General features: G+C 52.7%; 18 protein-coding genes. 5 read left to right on the top strand and 13 right to left on the bottom strand.

Features of this window, described 5'->3' with window-relative positions; all coding sequences use genetic code 11:
* Positions 1-9: 9 nt before the first annotated feature.
* Both ACTJJJ_RS06935 and ACTJJJ_RS06930 read right to left on the bottom strand, forming a co-directional pair.
* Positions 10-867, bottom strand: a complete 858-nt coding sequence (locus ACTJJJ_RS06935) for an SDR family oxidoreductase (protein ID WP_426294319.1) — start codon at positions 865-867, stop codon at positions 10-12.
* 112 nt (positions 868-979) lie between these two features.
* Positions 980-1,573, bottom strand: a complete 594-nt coding sequence (locus ACTJJJ_RS06930) for a Crp/Fnr family transcriptional regulator (protein WP_426294320.1) — start codon at positions 1,571-1,573, stop codon at positions 980-982.
* A 99-nt stretch (positions 1,574-1,672) separates the two neighbouring features.
* Here ACTJJJ_RS06930 and ACTJJJ_RS06925 point away from each other — a divergent pair, with 99 nt between their 5' ends.
* Positions 1,673-1,924, top strand: coding sequence for a GNAT family N-acetyltransferase (locus tag ACTJJJ_RS06925; protein ID WP_426294321.1), 252 nt, complete (start codon positions 1,673-1,675; stop codon positions 1,922-1,924).
* Positions 1,925-1,931: 7 nt separating this feature from the next.
* On the opposite strand, the gene ACTJJJ_RS06920 is transcribed toward ACTJJJ_RS06925, so the two are convergent.
* The 7 genes from ACTJJJ_RS06920 to ACTJJJ_RS06890 all read right to left on the bottom strand — a co-directional run bounded on the left by ACTJJJ_RS06920 (position 1,932) and on the right by ACTJJJ_RS06890 (position 13,911).
* The gene (locus ACTJJJ_RS06920) at positions 1,932-3,899 is read right to left on the bottom strand and encodes a glycoside hydrolase family 127 protein (RefSeq protein WP_426294322.1); all 1,968 of its coding nucleotides are present in this window, start codon (positions 3,897-3,899) and stop codon (positions 1,932-1,934) included.
* Between the two features lie 27 nt (positions 3,900-3,926).
* Positions 3,927-5,930 (bottom strand): beta-L-arabinofuranosidase domain-containing protein, encoded by a 2,004-nt coding sequence (locus ACTJJJ_RS06915; protein WP_426294324.1) that lies wholly within the window; start codon positions 5,928-5,930, stop codon positions 3,927-3,929.
* A 79-nt stretch (positions 5,931-6,009) separates the two neighbouring features.
* Positions 6,010-7,113 carry a glycosylase gene (locus tag ACTJJJ_RS06910; protein ID WP_426294325.1) on the bottom strand — a complete coding sequence of 368 codons (1,104 nt, stop codon included), beginning with the start codon at positions 7,111-7,113 and terminating at the stop codon, positions 6,010-6,012.
* 3 nt (positions 7,114-7,116) lie between these two features.
* Positions 7,117-8,730 (bottom strand): RagB/SusD family nutrient uptake outer membrane protein, encoded by a 1,614-nt coding sequence (locus tag ACTJJJ_RS06905; protein ID WP_426294326.1) that lies wholly within the window; start codon positions 8,728-8,730, stop codon positions 7,117-7,119.
* A gap of 30 nt (positions 8,731-8,760) precedes the next feature.
* Positions 8,761-12,135 (bottom strand): SusC/RagA family TonB-linked outer membrane protein, encoded by a 3,375-nt coding sequence (locus ACTJJJ_RS06900; protein WP_426294327.1) that lies wholly within the window; start codon positions 12,133-12,135, stop codon positions 8,761-8,763.
* Positions 12,136-12,155: 20 nt separating this feature from the next.
* Entirely contained in the window at positions 12,156-13,187 is a 1,032-nt protein-coding gene (locus tag ACTJJJ_RS06895; protein WP_426294328.1) for a FecR family protein, read from the bottom strand.
* Between the two features lie 46 nt (positions 13,188-13,233).
* Positions 13,234-13,911, bottom strand: coding sequence for an RNA polymerase sigma-70 factor (locus ACTJJJ_RS06890; protein WP_188929318.1), 678 nt, complete (start codon positions 13,909-13,911; stop codon positions 13,234-13,236).
* Between the two features lie 440 nt (positions 13,912-14,351).
* On the opposite strand from ACTJJJ_RS06890, the gene ACTJJJ_RS06885 reads away from it, so the two are divergent.
* The 3 genes from ACTJJJ_RS06885 to ppsA all read left to right on the top strand — a co-directional run bounded on the left by ACTJJJ_RS06885 (position 14,352) and on the right by ppsA (position 19,999).
* The gene (locus ACTJJJ_RS06885; RefSeq protein WP_188929319.1) at positions 14,352-16,775 is read left to right on the top strand and encodes an ABC transporter permease; all 2,424 of its coding nucleotides are present in this window, start codon (positions 14,352-14,354) and stop codon (positions 16,773-16,775) included.
* Between the two features lie 145 nt (positions 16,776-16,920).
* Entirely contained in the window at positions 16,921-17,382 is a 462-nt protein-coding gene (locus ACTJJJ_RS06880; RefSeq protein ID WP_188929321.1) for a MarR family winged helix-turn-helix transcriptional regulator, read from the top strand.
* Between the two features lies 1 nt (position 17,383).
* Positions 17,384-19,999, top strand: coding sequence for a phosphoenolpyruvate synthase (gene ppsA, locus ACTJJJ_RS06875; protein WP_426294329.1), 2,616 nt, complete (start codon positions 17,384-17,386; stop codon positions 19,997-19,999).
* A gap of 35 nt (positions 20,000-20,034) precedes the next feature.
* On the opposite strand, the gene ACTJJJ_RS06870 is transcribed toward ppsA, so the two are convergent.
* From ACTJJJ_RS06870 to ACTJJJ_RS06860, 3 genes are read right to left on the bottom strand one after another with little or no spacing between them, the layout of a single operon-like run.
* Positions 20,035-21,897, bottom strand: a complete 1,863-nt coding sequence (locus ACTJJJ_RS06870; RefSeq protein ID WP_426294330.1) for a M61 family metallopeptidase — start codon at positions 21,895-21,897, stop codon at positions 20,035-20,037.
* 17 nt (positions 21,898-21,914) lie between these two features.
* A complete protein-coding gene (locus ACTJJJ_RS06865; RefSeq protein ID WP_188929327.1) occupies positions 21,915-22,658 on the bottom strand; it encodes a porin family protein in 744 nt (247 codons plus the stop codon).
* Positions 22,659-22,676: 18 nt separating this feature from the next.
* Positions 22,677-23,771, bottom strand: coding sequence for a PCMD domain-containing protein (locus tag ACTJJJ_RS06860; RefSeq protein ID WP_188929333.1), 1,095 nt, complete (start codon positions 23,769-23,771; stop codon positions 22,677-22,679).
* A 155-nt stretch (positions 23,772-23,926) separates the two neighbouring features.
* Between ACTJJJ_RS06860 and ACTJJJ_RS06855 the strand changes: the two genes are divergently transcribed.
* Positions 23,927-24,682: a hypothetical protein gene (locus ACTJJJ_RS06855; RefSeq protein WP_188929335.1), complete on the top strand. Its 756-nt coding sequence runs from the start codon at positions 23,927-23,929 to the stop codon at positions 24,680-24,682.
* A 20-nt stretch (positions 24,683-24,702) separates the two neighbouring features.
* On the opposite strand, the gene ACTJJJ_RS06850 is transcribed toward ACTJJJ_RS06855, so the two are convergent.
* A complete protein-coding gene (locus ACTJJJ_RS06850; RefSeq protein WP_188929337.1) occupies positions 24,703-25,620 on the bottom strand; it encodes a tyrosine-protein phosphatase in 918 nt (305 codons plus the stop codon).
* Between the last annotated feature and the right edge of the window lie 42 nt (positions 25,621-25,662).

Here is a 25,662-nt window from a genome sequence, read left to right as displayed (position 1 = left end):
TGACCACAGCTATTCCATATATGCGGCTACCCATTTTGCCTTGATATCGGCGCGGGCTTTGATGAACTCCAGGTCGGTACCTTGCGCGATGGCGTCGAGCGGGAACCGGAGCGGCCGCTGGCCAGCCGGCATTTCGATCAGTCTGAGTATGCCGTCGGCGATGGTTTGCGGGTTCATTTCAAAGGCAGCCATTTTTCCGAAAAGGCCCTGGCCAAGCGCATTGAACTGTTCCGAGGCCAGCGGATCGTATTGCTGAGCGATTTCAGGTTTATTCCCGTGAATGCCTGCTTTCGCGCCCGTATTCATTTCGGTCGGGTACACCCCGGGCTGGATCGACACATTGTCGATCCCGAATTGCTTCAACTCGTCCTGCAAGCCCTCGGTAATGCTTTCCACGCCGAATTTCGAAGCCAGGTAAGGCACCATAAACGGCAGCGTATGGCCGCTGGCACCGGAGGTAATGTTGATAATCAGTCCGCTCCGCGCCTCGCGCATGGAAGGTAACACGGCCTGGTAGGTCCGCACGACACCATAGAAATTGATTTCGAACATTTCGCGGATTCGGTCGACACTGTACGATTCGAATACCCCGAAACCGCTCATTGCGGCGTTATTGACGAGCACGTCGATTTTGCCATGCCGGGCCAGAACTTGCCCGAACGCCGCGTTGACGGAAGCGTCGTCGGTCAGGTCTATTTCCACTACCTCTATATTGGGGATGGCACTCAGCTCTTCTGCCACAGCGCGGTTTTTGTCGCTGGTGTTCCGCATGCCCGCTATGACGGTAAGGCCTGCATTAGCCAATGTGATTGCGGTAAGTTTACCAAAACCGGTACTGGTTCCGGTAATAAAAACTGTCTTGTTCATCGTCGTAAATTTTAAAGTTGACGATGCAAAGTTGCAACCCCGGCAGGCCGGTTTCCATTGACATTTGATTGAAAAAATAACAAGCAAATGTCAATGGAAATAGTCAAAACGCCTATTTGCCCGTGTTATTACGCCTGATCCGCGTGAGCGTCTCGGGGGTAATGCCGATGTAGGAGGCGATCATATGCTGCGGTATTCGGTTGGCGATTTGGGGATATTGATCCAGAAACTTCTGGTATTTCTCTTCGGCCGACAGGCTGATGCCCGCGTGAATGCGGTCCTGCGATACAATGAAGCTTTTATGCAAAATCGCATTGACCAGATCGTTCAGTTGCGGGATCGTGCGGCAAAGCAGGTCGAAATTTTCCTTGGTGATTAAAACCAAGTCAGTGTCTTCGATGGCCTCGATGTTGAACCTGGAAGGCTTCCCGGTCATCAGGCTCTCCCGGTCGCCCGACCAGTAGTTTTCCGGAGCAAAATTCAGGATATGTTCATTGCCTTTGTGATCAATAGAATAGGTTCTCAGAAAGCCGTCGCCGACAAAAGCATTGTATTTCCATACATCGCCCTCCTGCAACAGCAGTTGCCGCTTGCGGATTTTCTTTGGAATACACACCTGAGCAATCTGCGCTGTTTCTTCGGCAGAGAGCGTGATTTTGTCGGTGAGGTATCGGATGAATTTGTCAATGACCGGACTCGGGTTCATGTGCTGTTTTGTAAATAGGACTAACTGGTATGCATATAAAAAATAATGACGGATTGAAGGTTCATTCCGCTATTACAAACTACAATGAAATTATTATGAGTGCATTCCGACCCGGTCAGTCGGGTGCATTCCGGGTACATCATTTATATCGACGACCTTTGCAATCTGGATGAATACCGCGGGAAAGGCCTGGCTACACGGTTACTGGACCACGTACGCGAAATTGCCCGGCTGAACGACCAGGATGCGCTCGTGCTCGACACGGATTTTACCAATAACACCGCCCAGAAAGTGTATTTCAAAAGCGGTTTCAAACTGGCCGCACTGCATTTGGCCAGCGCGTTGAAATAGCTGCGGGCTACTCCGCGATCCTGATATTTTTCATCTTCACGGGCAGCCACACCTGCATCGGTCCGCGGCCGCGGTTGGCCCAGGTGTAATACGGGATCGCAGTCACAGTCTGCGGTTCCGGCTTCACATTCAGGCCGTCGGGTGTGGCTTTTACCACTTGCAGGTTCGCCTGGATGGAGATGACCGATTCGTTCAGGATCTGGCTTTTTTGGGTATTGAATGAAGGGTTTTCGGGTACCAGCAGGTTCCATACTTCGCCTGCATTGTCGGCGCCTTCGACGCAATACACAATAGGCCCGCGTTGGAGCGCAACGCGATCGGCATCCGCTTTCACCTCCTTGCGCGCCCTGATTTGCCGTACTTCCATGGGCAGTTTGACTTCTACTTCATCGCCATTCTTCCAGGTACGGTCGATGACCGCATAACCCTTATCCGTTTGGTAAGTAACAGGCATGCCATTCAGCAGTATTTCGATCTTCGCATGACCCGCACCTGTAAAATTGTACAATCCTCCGGGAACAGCCGTTTCAGCCGCCCATCCCGGAATGCGGATGTTCAATGCATATTTGACCTTGTGCGCGGGCGACACCTTGATCTTAACATTGCCGTCCCAGGGATAATTGGTGTCCATTTTCAGCGGAACAGCGGTTTTACCCATTTGAAAATTAGTGTTGCTCCCTACGAAAAGGTTCACCCAGATCTTCCCCTCCGATTTACCATAAATGTAATCTCCCACCGAAGCCACCAGCCTCGCGATGTTGGAAGGGCAGCACGCCGTACCGAACCACGCGCTGCGGGCATTGTTGCCCACCGAAGAAAGCGGGTTTCCGTAAAAGAAAGTATCTCCGCCAAGGCTCAGGCCGTCTAACGCGCCGTTGTACAGGCTGCGTTCGAGGACGTCGATGTATTTGGCGTCGCCGGTGAGCGCGTTCATGCGCTGGTTCCAGAATACCATTCCCACCGACGCGCAGGTTTCGCTGTACGCGGCGCCGTTGGGCAGGTCGTAGTCGTCGGTGAAGCCCTCATTATGGCCGGAGGAGCCGATTCCGCCCGTCAGGTACATATTGCGGTAAACGACGTCTTCCCATACGGCGGTCATGGCATTCATGTAGCCCGGATCCTGCGTGACCGACGCCACATCAGCCGCGCCTGTGTACTGGTACATGGCGCGTACGGCGTGGCCGGTGATCTCTTTCTGCTGCTTCACGGGCACATCGTCCTGGCAGTACTTCGGGTCTTTCCATTGGTCCCAGATCACGCCTTTTCCATAGCCATGGCCGCGCTGGTCGAGGAACCAGTCGGCCAGTTTCAGGTAGCGGTCCTCTTTTGTTAAATGATACAACTTCATCAATGCCAGCTCGATTTCCTGGTGGCCTGAAACCCATGGACGGTTTGCGACGCGGAATGTGGCATCGATATGGTCGGCGAGGCGGATGGCGACGTCGAGCAGTTTACGTTTGCCGGTGGTGTTGTAATAGGCCACTGCCGCTTCCATCAAATGCCCCGCACAGTAATCTTCATGCTTTTCCATGTCGGTCCAGCGTTGTTTGAGGTCAGTCAGTGTGTAGTAGGTGTTCAAGTAGCCGTCCGGAAGCTGCGCCGCTGCGATCTTGTCGATCCATTCGTCGGCTTTTCGTTCCAATGCGGCGTCGGGACGATTTTTCAACGAATAGGCCATAGCTTCGATGGCCTTGTACACGTCGCTGTCGTCGTAATAAATCCCTTCGTGCTTTTCGCCCTGCTTGCGGGCCACCTTTTCAAAATTCCGGATGCGGCCCGATTTTTCTTCGGTTTGAATGATACAGGCATTCAATGTCGCTGTCGCTACTTTTTCCTGTTTAGGTTTCCAGAACTGGTCGGTAATGTTTACCTCCGAGAACCGCACAGGCTGGATACGCTGCTGGGCTTGCGCAGGGATCGTCAGCATGCACCATACAAGCGCTGCGCCGACATATATTTTAGGGATTAACTGCATTTTAATATTCGTTTTAATCAAAAGAAACTACTTTTTACGGATAACCGGAAACTGTGAAATCCGGAGATTGGTGCAACCATATGGGATCAGCACGATGTCTTCCTCCTTGTCCTCGGTTTCGAGCTGGTAGGTGACGCTGTACGGAATCGGGCCGGCCATTTCGTTGTACAATCCCCACGACGGAATGCGGCGTGCTTTGGTCCTGATCTGCAACGGGGCATTCTCGGGATTCCACGGATAATTTGAAACCGGTTTCGCTGCTTCCCATTTGTATTGCTCTTCCAGCTTGTTGTCCGGTGTTAGTATTAATCCATAATTCCAGGGCGTAGTTGGACGCACTTCGGTGTAGGACGAGCCGTAATCGATAGGATCCTTATCGTTTTTCACCAGTTTGGAGGTTTCTCTCACTTTCAATGCATAGGTTAGCGGCCCGCGCTCGACGGAAATCGAGTTTTCAACCCAGGTATTTTTGAAAATATGCATGGGCAAAGTCAGTTCCACCACATCGCCTTTTTCCCACTCGCGTGTCAGTTTCACGACCTGGTTGCCGTCCGGTTCGAGCCAGAGCTTACCATTCACTTTGACAGCACCCTTTTTACACCAGGCCGGAATCCGCAAATGGAAAGGGAATACCGCTTTGGCAGAAGGATTTAGCGTGAATTTAATGGTTTCCTCAAAAGGGTAGGAAGTCTCTTCCTTCACCGCCACATTTACACCTTCCGCAAGCTTAATAGTCGCCTCGCTGGCCGAATAGGCCAGAGCTGCAATGCCCTTGTCGGCGGTGGCATACCAGAGGTTTTGGACAAATTTCGGCCATCCCTGGTGCATGTTGGAAGTACAGCACGGATAACCCGTGAGCAGGCCCATGCACACATCGGTACCACCGTGGTTCACGTCAAAATTACGGTGGTGCCGGGTCATCATCACCTGGTTGGCCTGCTGGAAATACTGGCGGGTCATGAAATCGTCGGAATGCTGCGTCGGTAATGCATTGAATGCCACTTTTTCGAGCATATCGGCATAGCCTACGTCGCCGGTGATTTCGAGGATGCTTTCGAGGGAGAACATCATTTCTACGGCGGAGCAAAGTTCGGAACCTTGCGTCGGATCGTTTCCGTGCAATGCTTCGTCACCGCCGTACAGCCCATGGGCCATGCCGTTGAACTTGCGGAGGTCGGCGAAACCTTTCTGGGTGGCGTCGAGGTATTTTTGTTCCGGGTGATGCTGGAAATAGATCAGCGGTGCTTTGATCCCCTGCGCGAGGTTTACACAGTGAATGCTGCCGCGCGTGGAAAGCAAGTCGGTATTCAGGAATGCATTCGTGTAATCGAAAGTTTGCAGGTGGATGAGATTGCCGAGATCGAGCAGGAACTTGTCGCCGGTGATGTTGTAGAGCCAGTACACCACAGCCAGATTATCAGCACCGCGGTACCTTGCCCAGAATGTCCAGTTATCGAGCGGCTTAGAGGGCAGTTCTTTAAGCTGGTATTTGAAATAATTGGTCATTAAGGTAACGACCCGCTTGTCGCCGGTGGCGGAATAGTATTGTTTCAAAATTTTAAGCATCACCATTTTGGGCCACCAGTCGCGGCTGTTGTCGCGCTGCACGCCGGGCTCGTGGCCGTAATCTTTGGAGGGGCCAAAATAACCGTCCGGTTGTTGGCTCGAAATGGCCCATTCTACCCAAGGTTTGGTTTTGGCGATAAGTTCTTTGTCGTCGAGGATATATGCGAGCGGGAGCAGTCCGTCAATCCAGTAGGGACCGCGTTCCCATTGGTCGCCGTCACCCCCCAACCAGCCATTGCGTTTGCCCATTACGAGCGGGTAAAGTTCGTCGAGTTTGCCGGTGGAGCCGTTTTTCTGGCGAACGAGCATTTCTTTGAGCCAGCCTTGGGGCTTAACGGCGCCTAATGGCAGCTCGCTGTATGGGTTGCTTCTTAGCGGGGACTTGGCGGGGGTGTAGGTGGCTTCCTTTTGGGCAGTGGCCGGCAGGGAAGCGATTAGCAAAAGGGAGAATAGGAGTTTTTTCATTGGTCGGTTTTAGTTGGGTATTGTCAGGTGTGGTCAGGGATGTTGAATCAAGAAATCGGTGGTCCATGGTCAGGTTTTGTCAGGGCTTGTTTTCGTTGCTTAAATCTTCGGAGGTGGCTAATGCGATTACGCGACCGTTTTCGCCTACTGCATTGTAAAAATGGTATACCACGCCGTTCCATTTGACTACCCAGGGCTTGTGGGCGTAGGTTTTGTCGTAGGGCTCGGTGGAGGAAATCAGGTCGGGGCCGGACCAGTCGGTCCAGTTTTGCAGGTCGTAGGAGCAGGCGAAGCGTTCGAATGCGCCCGGTTTCCAGAATGCCCCGAAATAGAACATGACGTACACATCGCCGATTTTGGCGATCTGCGCGTCGCCGCAAATGCCGGTATTGCGTGTGATCAATGGCTTGTCGCCGAGGCGTTTCCAATGCTCCATATCGTCGGAAACAGCCAGGGCGATGCTTTCGAAACCATTGCCCTTGTCGTCGCCTTTCTCACCTTTGGCATTATAAAACATCACAAACGGATGGCCGGTTTTGCGGGCTTTGTCGCGGATTACCAGGCTTTTGTAAATGGTTTTATCGTCGTACCAGCGCGCGTCTTTATCAATCGCCGAAAGTACGGGCTGCGGAACCCGGGTTACTTCTTTGGGTTTGGTTAAATCAGTGCTGTTGGCAATGCCGATGCCTAAACGGCCTGCCTCGTAGCCTTTCTCCGAACCGCCGAGGTAGGAAACCCAATCCTTATTTTTATACTTTTCTACTTCGTAACTGCCTCCCCATTCGGTATCGACCAGTGCCACGTAACCCGCTTTCTGCGTGGCATCCCAGGTATTTTCGGTGAACGACATGATTTTTCCCAGATGCGTCCATTGCAGCAGGTTATCGCTTTTGGAAAGCCAGGTTTCATAACCTTTTCCATCGAAAATAATGTAGGTCATATACCAGACGCCGCCTTTCCGGAACACCGTCGGGCTGTCGACCATCCGGCCGCTGTCGGGCTGGGGGACGACAATGCCGTATTTGTATGGGGTTTTGACTTCTTCGAAAATCTTTTGCATTACCTGTTGCGGTACTTTGGTTCGGCCGCCGGCCGCGCTGCCGACCGATTGGGCAAACGCTTCGCCGGCTAAACCAAAGCCCGCAGCAAAAAACAATACACATCCAGTCAGCACTCGCTTCATATATCAGTTATAATCAGGATTTTGTTTCAGTTTCGGGTTAGAGTTAATGGCGATTTGCGGGATCGGGAATACGGCCCTGAATGCGCCGGTGGGCTTGTGAGACAGCCAACTTTTGGTAGTATACACGCCGAAACGGATCATATCGCGGCGGCGGAAGCCTTCCCACGCAAATTCCCAACCCAGCTCGTCGAGCATCCTGCCGTACTGCACCGCGGCCGCATTGCCGGGATCCACCACTTTATAATTTTCGACATAACCATATTGGTAACTACTTCCTTTTTGTAGGTCGGCGCCGGTAACCGTCGCTTTGGCAGGTTTTGTCGCGAACGCTCGTGCGCGCACCTGCGACACCACGGTAGCGGCGTCACTGGCCTTGCCCGTACGCAGCAGGCATTCGGCTTTCATCATGAGCACCTGCGCATAGCGGAACACCGGGAAATCGTTGCCCAGGCTTCCCTGCGCCTGGGTTTTTACTTCGAATTTATTCATCCGGTAGCCCTGTGCTTCGCCTGTGTACAGGCCATCGGGGAGCTCGTTGGTGAGTACCACATTCTTGCCGGCCTGGTCGTAGGAGCCTTTTAATGGCGTCACGCCGTCGGCTGCAAACTGCGGACCGGTCATCCAGGTCGCTTTCAGGCGCTGGTCGTCGGCGTCGTAGGTATTGATAAACTGCGGCACACCTTTCGCCGAGCCCGCGCCCCAGGGTGTTGCCAGCATATTGACCTTGTTTTTCAGCGAAGCATGCCACGAAAACATGTGCGCGCTGAACCCGCCGGCCAGGTTTTCTTCAAAGGGAATTGCGAACACGATCTCTGCCGAATTTTGATTTTCGGTAACAAAAGGCGCCGACAGGCTGGTTTCTAACTGGTATTTACCCGAGGCGATGACGTCGTTGCATTGCGTGAGGCATTCTTCCCATTTGGTGTCTCCGGCATAAATGCCGGCGTTCAGGTACACGTTCGCAAGGAGCGTTTTGGCTGCCCATTTGTTGAAACGTGCATACAGCAGCGTGTTTCTTTCTTCACTCAGGTTCGGGATGGATTCGGTTAATTCCTTCACGATGAACTGGTAAATTTCCTTTCTACCGGTTTTTTCGGGCAGTTCCTCGGAGCGGTCGGTGATGAGCGGTGCCTCGCCGAAGTTGTCGCAGATCATCCAGTAGAAAAACGCCCTTACCGCGCGCATTTCGGAAATCAGCGCCTCTTGGGTGACGCCCGCCGGGATTGTGATTTTGTTGTTCGATAGCTGGTCGATCAGCCGGTTGGCATTAATCACCCCTGAATAGAAGGTGTTCCACATGCTGCTGATCTGCGGGTTTTCGGAATTCCACGTGTGCAGGTGCATGCGCTTATAAATCCCGCCATCGTCCCAGCCCGATGCATTGGCGGGCATCACAATGCCGTCGGCGGTCGATTCCTGCGCCATATACCAGTGCGTGTGCGAAATAAGGCCTCGCATGGTAGCGTAGCCGATGCTCATGGCCTGGTACGCATTGGAATAGTTATAGGTATCCTCCGTCACTTCGGAATAGATTTTCTCGGTCAGGTCGTTGTTGCAGCCGCTCGCGGCGATCATCAGCAAAAGCGCTGTTCCTATATATGGTTTCAATGGCTTCATTGTAAATAGTTTTTTGGGTTTGAATAAAAACTAGAGTGTCAGCGAGGCGCCTGCGGTGAAGCTGGTAGTGGCAGGGTAGCGGTTCTTGTCGTCGATACCCGGGAACAGGCCGCTGATTCCAACTTCCGGATCGATACCCTTGTAACCGGTGGTGGTATAGAGGTTGGCCACCGCCAGGTAAATGCGCGCATGCCGGAGGTATTTGTTTTTCAAACGGAGGTTGTAGCCCGCCGTGATGTTGTCGATCTTCCAGTAGTTGCCATTCTCGATGTAATAGCTCACGTAGTTCAGCGACTGGTCGTCGGCGAGCGGGCGTTTGCCATAGATCGGGTCGTAGGCGTTTGCGCGCAGGTTGCCGCGGGTGAGCATGACGGGCGCACTCCAGAACATCTCGGTCATATTCAAAATCTGGAAACCGAATGCGCCGCGCATGGTAATGTTCAGGTCGAAGTTTTTGTAGGTCAATGTGTTATTCCAGTTCAAATAGCGCTTGGGCAAGCCGTTGCCGATGATCTGCTTGTCGTCGGCCTGTTGCTGAGCGATGGGTTTCGGCTCGCCGTTTTTGCCTTCGATGATCCAGTGGCCGGTTTCGTCGATATCGATGGTTTTGAAACCCCAGAAATTACCGAGTGGCTGACCTACCTGGACGCGGTGTGTGGTTTGCTGAATAGGCTCGCCGGTGTTGCCGGTATCGAAATAGCCGCTGGCTAATGCAAACTTGTCGTTCGATAACGAAAGGATCTTGTTCGCATTGGTCGAGAAATTGACGGAAGTGGTCCAGCGAAATGCGGCGGTTTGCAGGGGGATCGCATTCACCTGGACCTCGATACCCTTGTTTTCCATCGAAGCCGCATTGGCGGTGATGGTACTGTACAAATAGGGCGGGGTAGGTACCGGAAAGTTGGCGATCAGGTCGCGGGTAGTGCGGCGGTAGAGGTCGATGGAGCCGGACAGGCGCTCATTCTGGAAGCCGTAGTCGATCCCCACGTTCACCTCTTCCTTACGTTCCCAGCGGAGATCGGGGTTGGCGTTGTTCGACGGGTTGATAGCCTGCACCCACTGGCCATTGATCAGCACATTAGTATTGAAATTGATTTTGTTCAAAGAAATATAAGAACTGCCGGGTTCCGTACCGGTTACGCCGTATCCCGCCCGGAGTTTCAAGTTCGAAATAGTATTCGAATTTTCCAGAAATGTCTCCCTTTTCAAATTCCAGCCGACAGAAAATGCGGGAAAGCTTCCCCATTTGTGATTAGCTCCGAAGCGCGAGGAGCCTTCGTGACGGATACTGGCCGAGAGCAGGTATTTATTCATGAAACTGTAATTAACCCTGAAAAAATAGCTGATCAGTTTATTCTCCGACTGCTCCGACAACTCCGGGGCCTGCCCGCGGCGTAATGCGAGTCCGGCGTTGATGTTGTTGTAGGAAAAATTGTCGGTGGGGAAATCCCAGTTCTGCATCCAATAGTTCTCGGTGTTGTACCGCCGCCACGTGTGACCGGCCAGGATTACGAAATTGTGGTCATGAAGGGTTTTGTTATAGTTGGCCGTAAATTCGAAGAGATCGTCCTGCGAGCGGGTGGCACCGCGTGACGCGAAGCCATTACGGCCATTGCGGCTGGTGGAGTAGTGGTTTTTGGTTTCATAATAACCGCGCGTGCTGTTGAACATATCCCGCGCAAACAATGCCTTGATTTCCAGCCCTTCCACCGGTGCGAGTGAAATCGTACCATACGTGCGGAGGTTGTTGTTGCGGTTCAGGCCGTTCGATTCTTCTATTAATGCTACCGGGTTCATGTAATCCGTTTTGTCGGTGCGCTCCGTCCATTTGCCGTTTTCGTCCTTCAATGGCTCAGTGGGGTTGAATGTAAGCGCATTGCGGTAAACGAGGCCGGAATAGGGGCCGCCGTCGACGGAGAAGTATTTCTGTTGGTAACCGCTCAGGTTTGCATTGATCTTCAACAACCCGTTGAACATCGAATGGTTGACCTCGATGCGCGGAAATACCGTGGTATTATCCGATTTCTTCATGATGCCATTCAGCCGGCGGTATTCCATGCTTACAATGTAATTGGTCGTGCGCGAGCCGCCCCGGAGACTGATATTGTGGACCTGCGAAAGCGGTTTCTGGGTGACGGCTTCGAGCCAGTTGGTACTGTGGCCATAATCGATGGCGCCGGGTTTGCCCTGGGCGGCCAATGCTCGGTACTGGTTTACGTCCATGAAATCGAGCCGGCGGGTGAGCCTCTGGGTCGTGAAATAGGAGTTCACTTCGAGCGTGGCAGGTGTTTCGCCTTTCACTTTTCGGGTGGTAATGAGTATCACCCCGTTGGTACCACGTGTTCCGTAAATGGCGGCAGCGGAACCGTCTTTCAGCACGTCGATGGACTCGATGTCTTCCGGCGCGACGGTGTTCAGGCCTCCGGGCACACCATCGATGAGCACGAGCGGCTCCGAACTGGCATTGATGGTGGCGTTACCCCGCAATGTGATTTGAGCAATGGCGGTGGGGTCGCCGCTGGGAGTGATGACGCTCAACCCGGCTACTTTTCCGCGAATGAGCTGGGCGGCATCCTGTACCGGACCTTTGACAAAATCCTCGGATTTGACGCTGGCAATGGCACTGGTGATCTGTTCGCGTTTTTGGGTGCCGTAACCGACCACCACCACTTCTTCAAGGCTTTTCAGGTCCGGCGCCAGGGTAATGTCGATCGTGGAGCGGCTGCCCACGGTCACCTCCTGGTTCTGGTAGCCCACATAGGAGAATACCAGCGTCACTTCTGCCGTGGGATCGTCGCTGAGGGCAATGCTGTATTTGCCGCCCACATCGGTGGTACTGCCGCGTGTGGTGCCTTTGATGAGCACGCTTACCCCCGGGAGCAATTCGCCGCCGTCGCCTTTCACAACGCCGGACACGGTCCTGTCGGCTGTTTTCCGGGTTAGTTCCAAAGTGGAGTTAATGCTCTGGATCGACATGGTATAGTTTTGCTGCGTGGCCGGAGCATCTTCCGGAGTGATTGGCTCTATCTGGTGTGCGCCCGGCTTGGTTTCGTCAGCAGTTGTCAGGATCAGGTAAGTTTGTTTGCTGACCTTCTTGTACCGCAGGCCCGAGGGTAGGATATTGTTGAGTTTGGTCTCGATCGTCTGCCCCGCCTGGACCTGCGCCGGCGCAACGAAGAGGCCTTCCAGCAGTTTTTCCTCGAAAAGGATATCGACTTTGTATTGTTTCTTAACCTGCATCAGTGCATCCCGCAGCGCGATCCGGCTTCCCGGGATTATCGTGGTTACCGTATTGGTTTTTGGCGGGCGGTTCTGGGCCATGAGCTGGGCTTTAATCGGGGCGCCATCCAACAGGCATCCCACCATTAAGGTTACCAGAACTTTAACGTGTAATAGTTTCGTCATGATTATGAATGATTAAGGAATTACAAATGATTCGAGTCGATCACGAAGGTCTCGGCCCCGTCTTCGCCCGGGGGCGAGTGGGTAACTCGAGCATTGAGAACGTCGGAAAGGACTTTCAGCACATTGGCCGGGTCGCTGGCATTGAATGTGCCGCCTATGGTGCGACGGGCCAGCGTGGAGTCGGTCACGACCACGTTCACGCCGAAATGCTCGCTGATCTGGTAGGCAATCTCTGAAACCGGCGTGTTTTCGAACATAAACAAGCGCTGTTTCCAGGCCTGGTGCGCCGAAAGGCTCGCGCTGTGTTTCAGGGTCAGCGTCCCCTGCGTCGACATAGTGGCCACATCGCCGGGTTTCATCAGCATGGGCTTGGGGTTCAGCTCATTGAGTGAACGCAATTGCACGCTCCCCTGGCTGAGCACCACTTTAGAACCGCGCTCGCGGCTGTATACGATAAACTCTGTTCCTAAGACCCTGACTTCCAGCTTGTCGGGCGTGCGTACGATGAACTTGCTGTGGTCGGTGGTGTGTTTCACCGCAAATTCGGCTTCGCCTTTTAATTTAACTTCCCGGGTACCGCCCCCAAAACCGAAACGCGGGATACTGAGGGTGGAATTGGCATTCAATGTCACCCGGCTGCTGTCGGGTAGCACCACCGTCCGGATCTCGCCGTAGCCGGTTTCATATTGTTTATACAACCAGAAATCGGAGAGCAGCCAGGCACCCATTATTAATGCCACCGAAGCCGCTGCTGCCCATTTGACTACGAAAATCCTTCCCCGCCACGTGCCGGCGCCCTCTTGCAGCGGGTACGTGCCTGCGCCCGGGCCCTCCGCATTTCCTTGAACGGTATGCAATGAACGTTGGTAACCCCGCTCCACATCCGGTGTGTACTGGGGGTTTTCGGTTTCCCATTCATCCAGCCATTGAAAATACAGCTCGCGGTGGGCAGGGCTTTCCAGCCATTCCTGGATCAGAATGTTCTGCATCCGGGTGGTTTTCCCTTCGAAGAAGTTCTGGATGATCTGTTTGGAGAGAAGTGATTTCTTCATACTTCGTTGAATTCAGTGTTGACATATATCCGATGGCGCCAGGCCGTCAGACGAATAGGAGTAAAATCTGGATCAGTGAGAGCAGCCCGTGGTTCTGCAATGCCTTCCGCAGGATCGACAATCCCTTGGTAATGTGTCCCTCGACGGTTTTGACCGAAATTCCCAGCTCTTCGGCAATGGTGGCGTTCCGTTTCCCTTCAAACCGGCTCATGAGGAATACCTTCTGGTTTTGGGGCGATAATGACCTGATCACCTGTTCGATTTTTAATACGAGCTCCTGGAATTGCAGTTCCTGTTGAGGCGAACTGGCCGGGGTGGCTACTGGTAGGTCATGAAGTTCTTCGGTAACCGCTTCTTTGCCAAAGTTTTTTCGCATATGATGAAACGCCGCATGCCGTACCGTGGTGAACAGGTAGGACCGGTATGAAGTAGTAACCGCCGTATGCAACTGCTTCGACCAGAACTGGCTGAACACTTCCACCACGATATCCTCGGCTACGTCGCGTGCATATACAAACCGTACGGCATGGCTGCACAATTGCTTGTAGTAGCGTTTGAAAAGCAACTCATATCCCCGGCCGGGGTCGGTTGCGAATGCCTGTTTGATAAACAATTCCGAATCGACGAAGTCTGCCGACAGCTTTCTGACCTCCGGGAAATCGGATGCCGGGCCCGCGGTTTCACTCGCACCAGTCTTATTTTCAACGGAATACTTCTGGTTCATACAAGTCATGTAAGTAGGTTATTGATAAGAGTATTTTGCAGCTGCACTACCCTCGATCGTTTTGTGAAATTTTTATTTTTTTTGGGATTTTTTGGGAGGGGCTTTGGCGATGCCGACCGCCGACCATAGACCATGGATTTGTTTTGTAGGTACAGGCGAATAAGGTTTCCTGACTAATGCCGATCAGGATTCGGCGTCGGCGGTCGGCGGCCAGCGGTCGTTCAATAGTTCACAGGCGTACGTACGTTGTCCGAATTTGGACAGTAGTGGTGCAGGGTTTGGTGAAAAATAAGCCTCAGGTAATAAGAATGACCTTTTTACAGGGCGGGCGCGCTTTTTTCTGGAAATATAGGAAGTCGACCCTGGCTATTTCTGACGATATATGACTATTCCTGACTACTCTTGACAACACCTGACCTTTCCCTAAACTGCTTCGAACCATGCTAAGTAACTACCTGAAAGTCGCGTTTCGCCAGTTGGCTCGGAACCGGGCCTATTCATTCATCAACATCGGCGGGCTTGCTGCTGGTATGGCGGTGGCCATGCTCATCGGGCTGTGGGTCTATGACGAGCTTTCGTTCAATACCTACCATGAAAACTACGCACGCATTGCGCAGGTACGCTCGCGGGAGTTCGGGGAACACGGGGTGGGGATCAACTCTTCTGTGCAATACCCGCTGATGACGGAGCTGAAAACTAATTACAAGGAGCATTTCAAACATATTGTAGCGGCTTCGTGGGACGTCGATTATGTGCTGTCTGCCGGAGAAAACAAGATTTCACGTTCGGGGTTGTTCATGGATCCGGAGGCGCCCGAAATGCTTACGCTGCGTATGGTGTACGGTACCCGTGCCGGCCTGCGCGACCCGCATTCGGTCATGCTTTCCAAATCGACCGCGCTAGCATTGTTCGGGGATGTCGATCCGGTGAACCGCGCCCTGAAGATCAGCAACAAGCTGGATGTGACGGTCACGGGTGTGTACGAGGATCTTCCGCAAAACACGCAATTCAACAAGGTCAGGTTCCTGGCGCCGTTTGCACTTTGGGAACTCGATAATCCGTGGATCGGGGAGCGTGCGATGACCGACTGGCAGAACCATTTCATGAAAATTTATGTCGAGCTTCGCCCCGACGCCGATTTCGAGCAGCTTTCTGGGCATATTAAAAATGCGGAAATGAAAAACCTGGTAGGATTTCCCGATGAAGCCAAAAACAAACCGGAGGTATTCCTGCTGCCGATGCGCGACTGGCATTTGCACAATTTCAAACGTGGCCAGCCGGATGAAGGCCCGCTGCAAATGGTGTGGCTGATCAGCATCATCGGCGCATTCGTGCTTTTGCTCGCTTGTATCAATTTTATGAACCTCTCTACTGCCCGCTCCGAAAAACGGGCGAAGGAAGTCGGCATCCGCAAATCGATCGGGTCGGTGAGGGCGCAGCTGGTCAACCAGTTTTTCAGTGAATCATTTGTGGTGGTGATCCTTGCATTCCTGCTGTCTCTTTGGGCCGTCTCACTCGCACTCCCGTGGTTCAACGATCTGGCTGCCAAGCAGATGTTGATTCCCTGGACGAACGGGGGTTTCTGGGCTATAAGTCTGGGATTTATTGCCGTCACAGGCATACTTGCGGGAGGTTATCCGGCATTGTACCTGTCGTCGTTCCAGCCTGTGAAGGTTTTGAAAGGTACATTCCGGGCAGGACGTTTTGCTTCGATCCCCCGGAAAGTGCTCGTGGTGCTGCAATTCACCGTATCGGTAACGCTGGTGATCGGCACCATTATCGTATTCCGCCAGATCCAGTTTGCGAAAAACCGGCCTGCCGGCTACACGCGCGAAGGACTCCTGATGGTGGAAATGAAGTCGGGGGATTTCTACGGCAAACACGAACTGCTTAAAGACGAACTACGGCGTACCGGCGCGGTAACGGACATCGCCGAATCCATGGGGAAAGTCACAGAAGTATTGTCGGGCAACGGCGGGTTCGAATGGCGGGGAAAAAGCCGGGTCGCCGGATCGCCGGCCGCGGATGAAAGTTTCGGCACGCTGATGGTCAGTTCCGAATATGGCCGGACCGTCGGCTGGCAGTTTGTACAGGGCAGGGACTTCTCCGAAACGCTGGCCTCCGATTCGTCGGGCATGGTTGTCAACGAGGCCGCGGTGAAGTATATGGGCCTTAAAGACCCGGTCGGCGAAGCGGTAAGCTGGAAATTCCAGGAGCGGCCCGTCATGCATTACCGTATCCTGGGTGTGATCAGGGACGTGGTCATGGAATCGCCCTACGAACCTACGTACCCGACGGTTTTCATGATCAAAGCGCACGGGGGACCAAACTGGATGCATATCCGGATCAACCCTGCTATGAGCATCAGCGAAGCTTTGCCACACATTGAAGCTGTATTCAAAAGGCTTATCCCGCTCGCACCTTTCGAATACAAGTTCGCTGATGAGGATTATGCGTTGAAATTCGCCGCCGAGGAACGGGTGGGTAAACTGGCCTATTTCTTCGCTGTACTGGCCATTATGATATCCTGCCTGGGGCTTTTCGGTCTGTCGTCCTTCATAGCCGAGCAGCGTACGAGCGAAATCGGGGTTCGGAAAGTGCTCGGCGCATCGGTATTCAATGTCTGGAAACTGCTGTCGAACGAATTTATTATGCTCGTCACGATCGCCTTCGGGCTTGCTACGCCCATCGCCTATTACCTGTTGAGCCAATGGCTGGAAAAGTACACCTACCGCATCGAGCCTTCCTGGTGGATTTTTGCCGCGACAGGCCTGGGAGCCATGGCCATCACGCTGTGTACGATCAGTTTCCAGAGCATTAAGGCGGCATTAATTAACCCGGCAGTATCGTTGAGAGCAGAATAGTAACGTCAGTACGATAAACCGCTTCTTTGCAATCCCCGCCAGCTCACCCTGACGGGGATTTTTTTCAGGAATAAAAAGGTAAAAGCTTGACATTCCGTTTAAATAAAATATCTTTGCAACTAAGATATTTAGAAACAAAGATAATATGAACCAAGAAACGCTCGACCGGCTGAGAAAACTCAGCCAGCAGTATGCATTCGACTCCATCCAGATGCACGAAGCCATTGGACGGAAGGCAGGTCTTTCGGGTACCGATCACAAGTACCTGGGCTTTATCATTCAGAAAGGACAGATGACAGCCGGTGAACTTTCGGCACTGACAGGCCTGACTACCGGTGCCGTTACGGGTTTGATCGACCGGTTTGAGCAGAAAGATCTGGTGAGACGGCGATTTGGCAACGGCGACCGGCGAAAGGTGATCGTGGAACCGAATACCGAAAAGATTATGGCGGTTTTCGAACCGCTTTACAAGGAATTCCGGAGCAAGTCGGAGCAGGTAATGGCGTCGTTTTCAGAGGAGGAGCTGGCTGTTATTGAAAGCTACTTTTTGAAAGCGACTGAAATAATGAATGAAACAACCAGCAAACTCAATACTAAACAATCGTAAAATGGGGACTTACGCTATTGGTTTTCAGGAGATTGACAAGGCGGCGACAGCGGTGGCCGGAGGGAAAGGTGCGAACCTGGGAGAGCTCGCCGGGATTGGTGGTATTCATGTGCCCGATGGCTTTTGCGTCATTACAGAAGCCTTTCGGCAGGTTGCGGGAAAGGCTAGAATAGGCGGCTTGCTGGAACGGCTGGCACTTTTGACGGTTGCGGACAGAAATGAGATTGCCGCGCTCGGACGCGAGATCCGCGGGGCGATAGAAACGGCCGGGGTGCCGTTGGCTATTCATGATGAAGTCTTTCGTTATGTTGCGAAGCTTGGAGAAGATCATGCATATGCCGTGCGGTCGAGCGCGACGGCAGAGGATTTACCCGGCGCCTCATTTGCCGGTCAGCAGGATACATATTTGAACGTGATCGGGCGCGATGCCATATTGGAACACATCCGCAAATGCTGGGCATCGCTGTTTACCGACCGGGCGATCGCATACCGCATTCAAAATGGTTTCGATCACAGCCAGGTGAGCCTGGCTGTCGTGGTTCAGCGGATGGTTTTTCCGCAGGCATCGGGAATTATGTTTACAGCCGACCCGGTGACCGCCAACAGGAAGGTGACATCCATCGATGCCAGCTTTGGTTTGGGGGAAGCGCTGGTTTCCGGCCTGGTGAATGCGGATGTTTACAAAGTACGCGATGGTGGGATCATAGAGAAAAAGGTTGCTGCCAAAAAACTCGCGATTTACGCATTGCGCGACGGCGGTACGTACGAAGCGGACATCGTGCCGGAAGAGCAAGAGCTTCAAACGCTGACCGACGGGCAGATTTTACAACTTGAACAAATCGGCAGGAAGATCGAGGCGCATTTCGGGCACCCACAGGATATCGAATGGTGCCTGGCCGAAAATGAGTTTTACATCGTGCAGAGCCGTCCGATTACAACTTTATACCCTGTGCCGGAGGCAAATGACGAGGAAAATCACATTTACGTATCGGTAGGTCACCAGCAGATGATGACCGACGCGATGAAGCCGTTGGGATTGTCGACGTGGCAGCTGACGTCGCCCCGGCCGATGGCTACTGCGGGTGGACGAATTTTTGTGGACGTCGCACAGGACCTGCTCTCACCTGCGGGGAGAAAAGTGGTGCTGGACGTCCTTGGAAAGTCCGATCCGCTCGTCAGGGTGGCAGTGACCGAACTTTTGGAACGGGGAGACTTTGTCAAAGACATTACTGGTGGGCCGGGCCCCGGCGAACCGGACCAGCGCCAACCAGCCCAGGGGCCGCCGGCGCATGATTTTTTCACCCTCGATGCCTACGATCCTTCCATTGTGCATGAGTTGATCGGGCGCAGCGAAGCTTCCCTCGCAGTGTTAAGCGAAAACATCCGGACGAAATCGGGAACGGACGTGATCGATTTTATCCTGGACGATTTTCAGCAAAGGAAGAGCCAGGCCGACCCGCAAAGTTTTGGCGTGATCGTGACGGCCATGAATGCCGCTTTTTGGATCAATGAAAAAATGAATGAATGGCTGGGAGAGAAAAATGTCGCCGACACGCTTTCGCAGTCCGTTCCGAACAATGTGACATCGGAAATGGGTTTGGAGCTGCTGGATGTAGCGGATGCGATCCGGCCTCATCCGGAAGTCGTTAACTATTTGCTGGATGCCGGTGGCGACAATTTTCCGGACGGGATGACGGTGCTGAATGGGGGAGCAGAAGCTTCGAAGGCGATCCACGCGTTTCTGGCCAAATATGGCATGCGCTGTGCGGGGGAGATCGATATCACGAGAACGCGTTGGAGCGAAAAGCCTGCTATCCTTATTCCGATGATCCTCGGTAATATCCGACACCAGGAGCCCGGCGCCGGCAAGCTGAAATTCGAGCAGGGGAGACAGGAAGCCGCCGAAAAAGAGACCGAGCTATTAAACAGGCTCAGGCAATTGCCTGACGGTGAGCAAAAAGCGGAGGAGACGAAGCGGATGATCGGGCTGCTGCGCAGCCTGGCTGGTTACCGGGAATATCCCAAATATGCCATTATAAGGAGGTATTTTGAATATAAGAAAGCGTTGATGCAGGAAGCCGGGCGGCTTGTGAATGCAAACGTCATTCGTGAAAAAGAAGATATCTACTATCTCGGATTGGAAGAAATACGCGAGGTGATTCGTGCTCAAAAGGCAGATTATCATATTATTAATCAGCGAAAAGAGGCATTTAGGTACTTTGAAAAACTAACCCCGCCCCGCGTGATGACCTCCGATGGCGAAGTCATCAGAGGTAAGCATAGCCATGAAAATCTGCCCGAGGGCGCCATTGGCGGCCTGGCGGTTTCGGCGGGCATTGTAGAGGGGCGGGCGCGTGTGGTCCTGAATATGGAAGACGCGGACCTGGAACCGGGCGATATTCTGGTAACCGCATTTACCGACCCGAGCTGGACGCCGTTATTCGTTTCGATCAAAGGCCTTGTCACCGAAGTGGGCGGATTGATGACCCACGGGGCGGTGATCGCACGCGAGTACGGCTTGCCTGCTGTTGTAGGGGTTGATAATGCTACCCGGCTGATCCGGGATGGCCAAAAAATACGTGTGCACGGGACGGAAGGATATATTGAGATCCTGTAACGTCACGCGCACACGGGCTAACGGCAAGTCATTGGCTAGTTTTTCAGCCAGGCCTCGTTTAGTGCTTTTTTGGAATCGTCGCCGAACCGGAAACCGTCACCGTCCTTGTAATTGAGTTTCACGGTACCTTTCAGCTCTGTATCCCTACCATTCCGGTTCACTTTAACGGTGATAGGGCTTCCTTCATCGAGGTCGTAACCGAGGTAGACGAGCGCCATCAGGTTTTTCGGATCGACGGGAATCCCATTGAATTCCACGAAAATATCGTTGTCCTGGATGCCCAGACTTTTGTAAAATTCGTTCTGATTGTCGGCCTCATGGGCGAGTACGTGAGTACGCGAGGCATCGGGTTTAATGTAAATGACATCGTTCCGAAGAAAAACGATCGGCTCGGGGAACGGTATGGTCTGCTTTTTGAGGCCTACCTTACCCACAAAGTCCTCGTAACGGATAGGTTCGCCCATTACCACATGTTTATCGAGAAATGCGCCTGCTTCCGGGCCGGCTATCTGTGTAATGACCGGGATCAGCTCGGCGTCGTCGAAGGGCTTTTGAGGGCCGTATTTTTGAGATAATTCGCCCATGAGCCACAGGAGGCCGCGCTGGCCCTGGGTTTTTTCACGGATCACAATATCGAGACACATGGCAATGAGCGCGCCCTTCTCATACACATTCGGGTATTGGGATTTTAACTTGGGGTCGAGGATATTGCGGCTCATTTCGGTAAAAGAAAGGCTATCGGAGTAGGAGTGCGACTGTTCTACTTTTTTGGCCATCATATCATAGAATGCGTCCGCGCCGATCAGGCCCTGGTTTACCTGGAAAAGGTTGGAGAAATACTCGGTAACGCCCTCATAAAACCATAAATGCTGACTCATTTTAGGTGCATTGAAATCGAAATAATGGATTTCCTTTGAATGCACTTTCAACGGCGCGATGGTATGAAAGAACTCGTGGCTGATGACGTGGATCAGGTCCTTGCTTTTCATAGGATCCCTGAAAACCGCTGTCGTGGAAGCGTTGTGTTCCAGCGCGCCAATGCCCTTGGCGTCATCGTTAGCACCCGACGACACATAAGTGAGCACCGCGTATTTAGGGGTATCGTTGATTTTTCCCATGAATTTTTTCTGGGCGCGCATCATCTTTTCAAGGTCCGGCTTCAATGCCGATGCATGGATGTTGCCGCGCTGGGAGTAAATGCCCAACAGCACCTCCATTCCATCGACTTTGAAGGAGAAAGTGTCGGGCGCGGCGTACATGACGGGGTTGTCGATCACATCGGGATAGCGTGGGATCTGGTACACGTCTTTGCGGGTGTCGGCGTCGGTATCCACGAGCGCGGTCGTGCCATAGAGCGTTTCAGGATGCGAAACGGTGATCCGGTAAGGCGTTTCGGTTTGGCCAGTAAAGTAGCCGACAAATCCGGCCATGTTTAGCAGGAAATGCTTCCCGGCCTCGATATTGGTTCCAGCCGGAGAGAAAATGGTTTTGCTCTTTTCGGAAAAAGGATCGCTTTCCTCTTCGGTGTCGAAAGTGTCGCCGACCAGGTAGGACATCCGGGCGAGCTTCCGTGCTGGGGAAATGGTGACCGTATTCGAGTCGGTGCGAGTGACGCGTAGCGCCTTGCCCTTTTTGTCAAAAGCCTGAACATCCTGGACATACCTGCCGTAGTCGGCAATGGCGTAGGTGCCGGGGATGATTTTCGGGAAATTGTAGGTTGCAACGTCGCCGGTTTGCGCGGGTGGCGTTACGGTAACCCGCACGCGGTCGGCATCGACGTTGACCAGATCTATCCCTACTTCCACTGCTTTGGAGCCGGAAGCAGGTCCGGGTTTGCTGCCTGCGCAGGAATACAAAAGTGCGGTAAGCAACAGGCCGGGCAAAAATTGTGATTTCATATTAAGTTAAACAGCGTTCAGTGAAACCGGTATCCGATTCCCAGGTTAAGGTAAATATTATGCAGGCCAAAATCGATGCTCCGGAAGCCGGGCTCCATCAGTGGCGTTAATGCGTAGTTAAGGTTTGCCGAAATAAAAAAGTTGGAACTCAGGCGGTAGTCGGTACCGACTTCGATACCGGCATTGACCCGTCGGACGTTGTCCGAAAAATCGTACGAAGCGGCATCGATATCCTCCCTTTCGCCCACGGGCGTCTGGTTGCGTATGTACCCCTCGCGCGCGTCGCCAGAGAACCGGTTATCGAGGAGCAGCGATACAAAGCCACCTGCTTTGAACGTGAATGAGCTGTTGTTATGATAAGTTAAATGCAAGGGAAGCGTGAGATAACTGTTTTTGATTTTTGTTTTGACACGTCCGGTAAAATAGCCTGTCACGGATTCGTTCCCGTTGCTGCCCGCTTCATTGAAGGTCGTATAGTAGGCTTTTACGCGTGCATCCGTGGTCATGCCTTTTTGTTCAAAACGCAGTCCTGTTGCAAGCCCGAATTTTGCGGAAAACCGGTAACCCAGCCCAGCCTCCACAGTCGGCTGGAATCCCGGATTGTAAGATTCTATTTTCCTGACCGACACCGGTATGCCCACGGGTGTCGCAGCCCCGATCGAGACGCCCGCCCGAACATTAAGCGAAACTTTTTTCCCGGTCTGGGCCGTAGTTTCGAGCGCAAAGGCCAGGAAAAGGATCAACAGGTGGAGACGTTTCATCAGGCTGATTTTGAAATACTATTGCGTTACGATCTTCACGTTGTCGATATACAACTTGCTGCCGACAGCTCCTTCAAAAGCCGCACCGTTCTTGCTGGAAGAAAACACAATGGCGATTTTGTAGGCAAATGCAGACAGGTCGGCTTCGTTAACCGCAGATTTATAATTGAATGTGAGGTCGAATGCCTGATAGCCGGAACCCGATGTCGCTACGCCGGATGGGAGTTGAGCAATGGCAACCACACTGGGGTCGGTGAGCACGTTGCTGCCGTTCAGGAATGGTTTTTCTGTCGAAGCTTTGAAAAGCACGGCATAAATATCGCAAAGGTCTTGTTGCGCCGGTATGACCGGCTTGCCGGTTTTATCGGTCACCGGCCCTCCCGAAACGTATTTGTACGAGCCAGTCAGCCGCAATGGCTTTTTATTGAATGGGATACCGAAAATGGTTGCTTCCAACGGCGCGGTTAATGCTTTTGCACCATCGAAACTACCCAGAAAAAGGTTTCCCGCAGCGATAGGCATGCCCACGATTGCGCCGAGCGCGCCGGTGGACTTGGTTTCGAGGTAGGCGGCATATTGCCCTTGGGCGGCGTCGGCAGTGCGTTGGGTAGGGTAGGCCTCGGGTCGTTTTTCCGGCGCAATCAGCGAAAAGCCGCTGTTACCTGAGGCCCAGATATTCTGGTGCTCGGATTCGACGAGTTCATAAGGTATGTAATAGTTGCCGTCTGGATTGATCACCCAGTTTTCAAACATGAAATTGTCGGGCGCAACGTTTCGCAACAGACTGACCCGGTATTCCTTCTTCCAATGGCCATCTTCGGAAGTGACTGTGTAGGTCACAGGTTTGGAAAAATCCTGGGGCGTACCGGACGCGGGCTGTATACTGGCGCCCTCCGTAAGGGTGAACTGCGGCGTAACGGCCTTTATATTGAGTTTCTCGAAATTGACGAAGGCCGTAACGCTGGTATTGGTAATGGACGGCGGTGAAATCAGTACGGAATCGGGTAGTGTCATCACCAGAATATCGGCCTCCATATTTTCCGCTTCCGGTTTGATACACCCGGTTACGGTCAGCAATGTGCCCAGAAAGACCAATAATACTGTTCTTCTCATACGCAATACTAAGCATTTTTTTAGTCACCTGGATTTTACCAGCCAGGAATGCAATTCGATTCTGTCAAGCGGATTAACCATACCCGTATTTTTACGCTAAAAGCGTTTGGGCATATTTGGTAATTTCAAAGCAGCATCTAAAACGTCCTAAGATCATGAAGTATCAATTCATTTTAATCGTTGCATTTCTATTGACAAGCCTGGCCGGCTGTACCCTGGAAGACCACGAAATACCCTCTGGGAACGTCAGGATCGTTAAACGCGAGCGGGTTGGCTATGGCGCTTACCGTTACACGCACGATGCGATGAACCGGCTCGCTACCGAGGTTTTCGAACCGACAGTGATGATTTCGCCTTACGACGTTGCTTTCACCGGCTTCACGGCCGACAACCGGCTGGCACAGGCCGTCGAAAACTTCCCGGCACCGTTGAACGACCTCGGCCATGAAGTGCAGCGGGCGCCCGACGGCAAAATCGAAAGGATCAGAAAGTATTGCGTGGGAGGTCCAACCTGCACCTCGGGTATCTGGTATTTTACCTATCCTTTGGCCAATGTGGTGGAAGTGAAGTTTTGGGATAACGGTTCTCTTTTCAGGGGAACAAATACGTATACCTTCAATTCGGCGGGCCAGATCACGGAAATCAGGCAGTACAATGCCAGCGACGTGCTCACCACCACCACCACACACCTCACTTTCGACGACAAAAAGAATATGCTCAGCTTCTACCCCGAAGGCTACCTCACCCTGCCCGCGAGCAATAACAACGTCGTCGATTTCACGGTAACCAACCACCTCACTTCGGATGTCACCTCCGCGTCATACGCGTATGAGTACAATGCGGAAGGCTGGGTGACGAAGCGGACGAGGACTGGTTTTGCGGCTGAGGTTTTGGAGTATGAGACGTATTAGCCCTGCTGCCCAACTCGCCTTTACTCCGTCAATTTCTCTACCAGGATTCTCCGGGCCACTTTGTTTATGCCGAGTTCATTTTCAATGAACGGCTCCATGCCGCCATAGGTACTGTCGATGGCGTTGAATGTGGCGTTGATGAAACTTTCGTCGACGGTGGAAAGGATTTCGATGGCGTCCATATTCAGTTTCGGTTTGATAATGCGGCCGAGTTTGGCCTTGCCGAGGGTTTTCTCTGCTCGGGCGCGCCGGTAGTAATTGGAAACCATGAAGTCGTCGACGATTAACTGCCTGTCGACGTTCAGGATCGAGAGGATCAATGCGGATATAATGCCGGTCCGATCTTTTCCTGCCGAACAATGGTAAAGTACCGGCTGGTCGGAGCTGGTGATCTGTGTTAAAATGTTTTTCACGCTGCCGATGTTGACAGTAACCGCGTCGGCGTAAAATTTGGCCGTCATGTCCCTGGCCTGCTGTTCGGTAATTTCGCCGTTGAGCACACGTTTCTTTAAACCCTTGATTTCTCCGGCATTGTCCTGCACCACAGGCGTGTGCTGATAGCGTACGTTGGCAGGTAAATGATCTTCTTTTCCTTCGATTTCATGGTCGGTACGGAGATCGTACACGGTGGCGATGCGCAATGCATTGAACCTGCCGAAATCCTCAGTTTCTAGTTTCGAAAGATTATCGGAGCGGTAAATGAAACCTTTTCGGACGGTTCTTCCATCTTTGGTCCTTAACCCGCCGAGGTCCCTGAAATTGATAGTATTTTCCAAGCCGATGTAGCGCGCGGACACGGCGGCAGAGTCGCCTCCACGCGTTGTCAGGTCGTTATAAGCTGCTTTTCCATTGTGTTCCGCCGGGACGCTTACTTTGCAGGAAAACATCAAACCGGCCAGAACCACAGACAGCCCTAAGGATGATTCATTTCTTTTCATAATCTGTTGATGCCAATAGAGGAAGGCCCATTCGTTGCATGC

Origin of the sequence: Dyadobacter sp. 22481 (assembly GCF_052044875.1) — a bacterium.
In the GTDB taxonomy this organism is placed as follows: domain Bacteria; phylum Bacteroidota; class Bacteroidia; order Cytophagales; family Spirosomataceae; genus Dyadobacter; species Dyadobacter endophyticus.
This window is presented reverse-complemented; position numbering and strand designations above follow the sequence as displayed.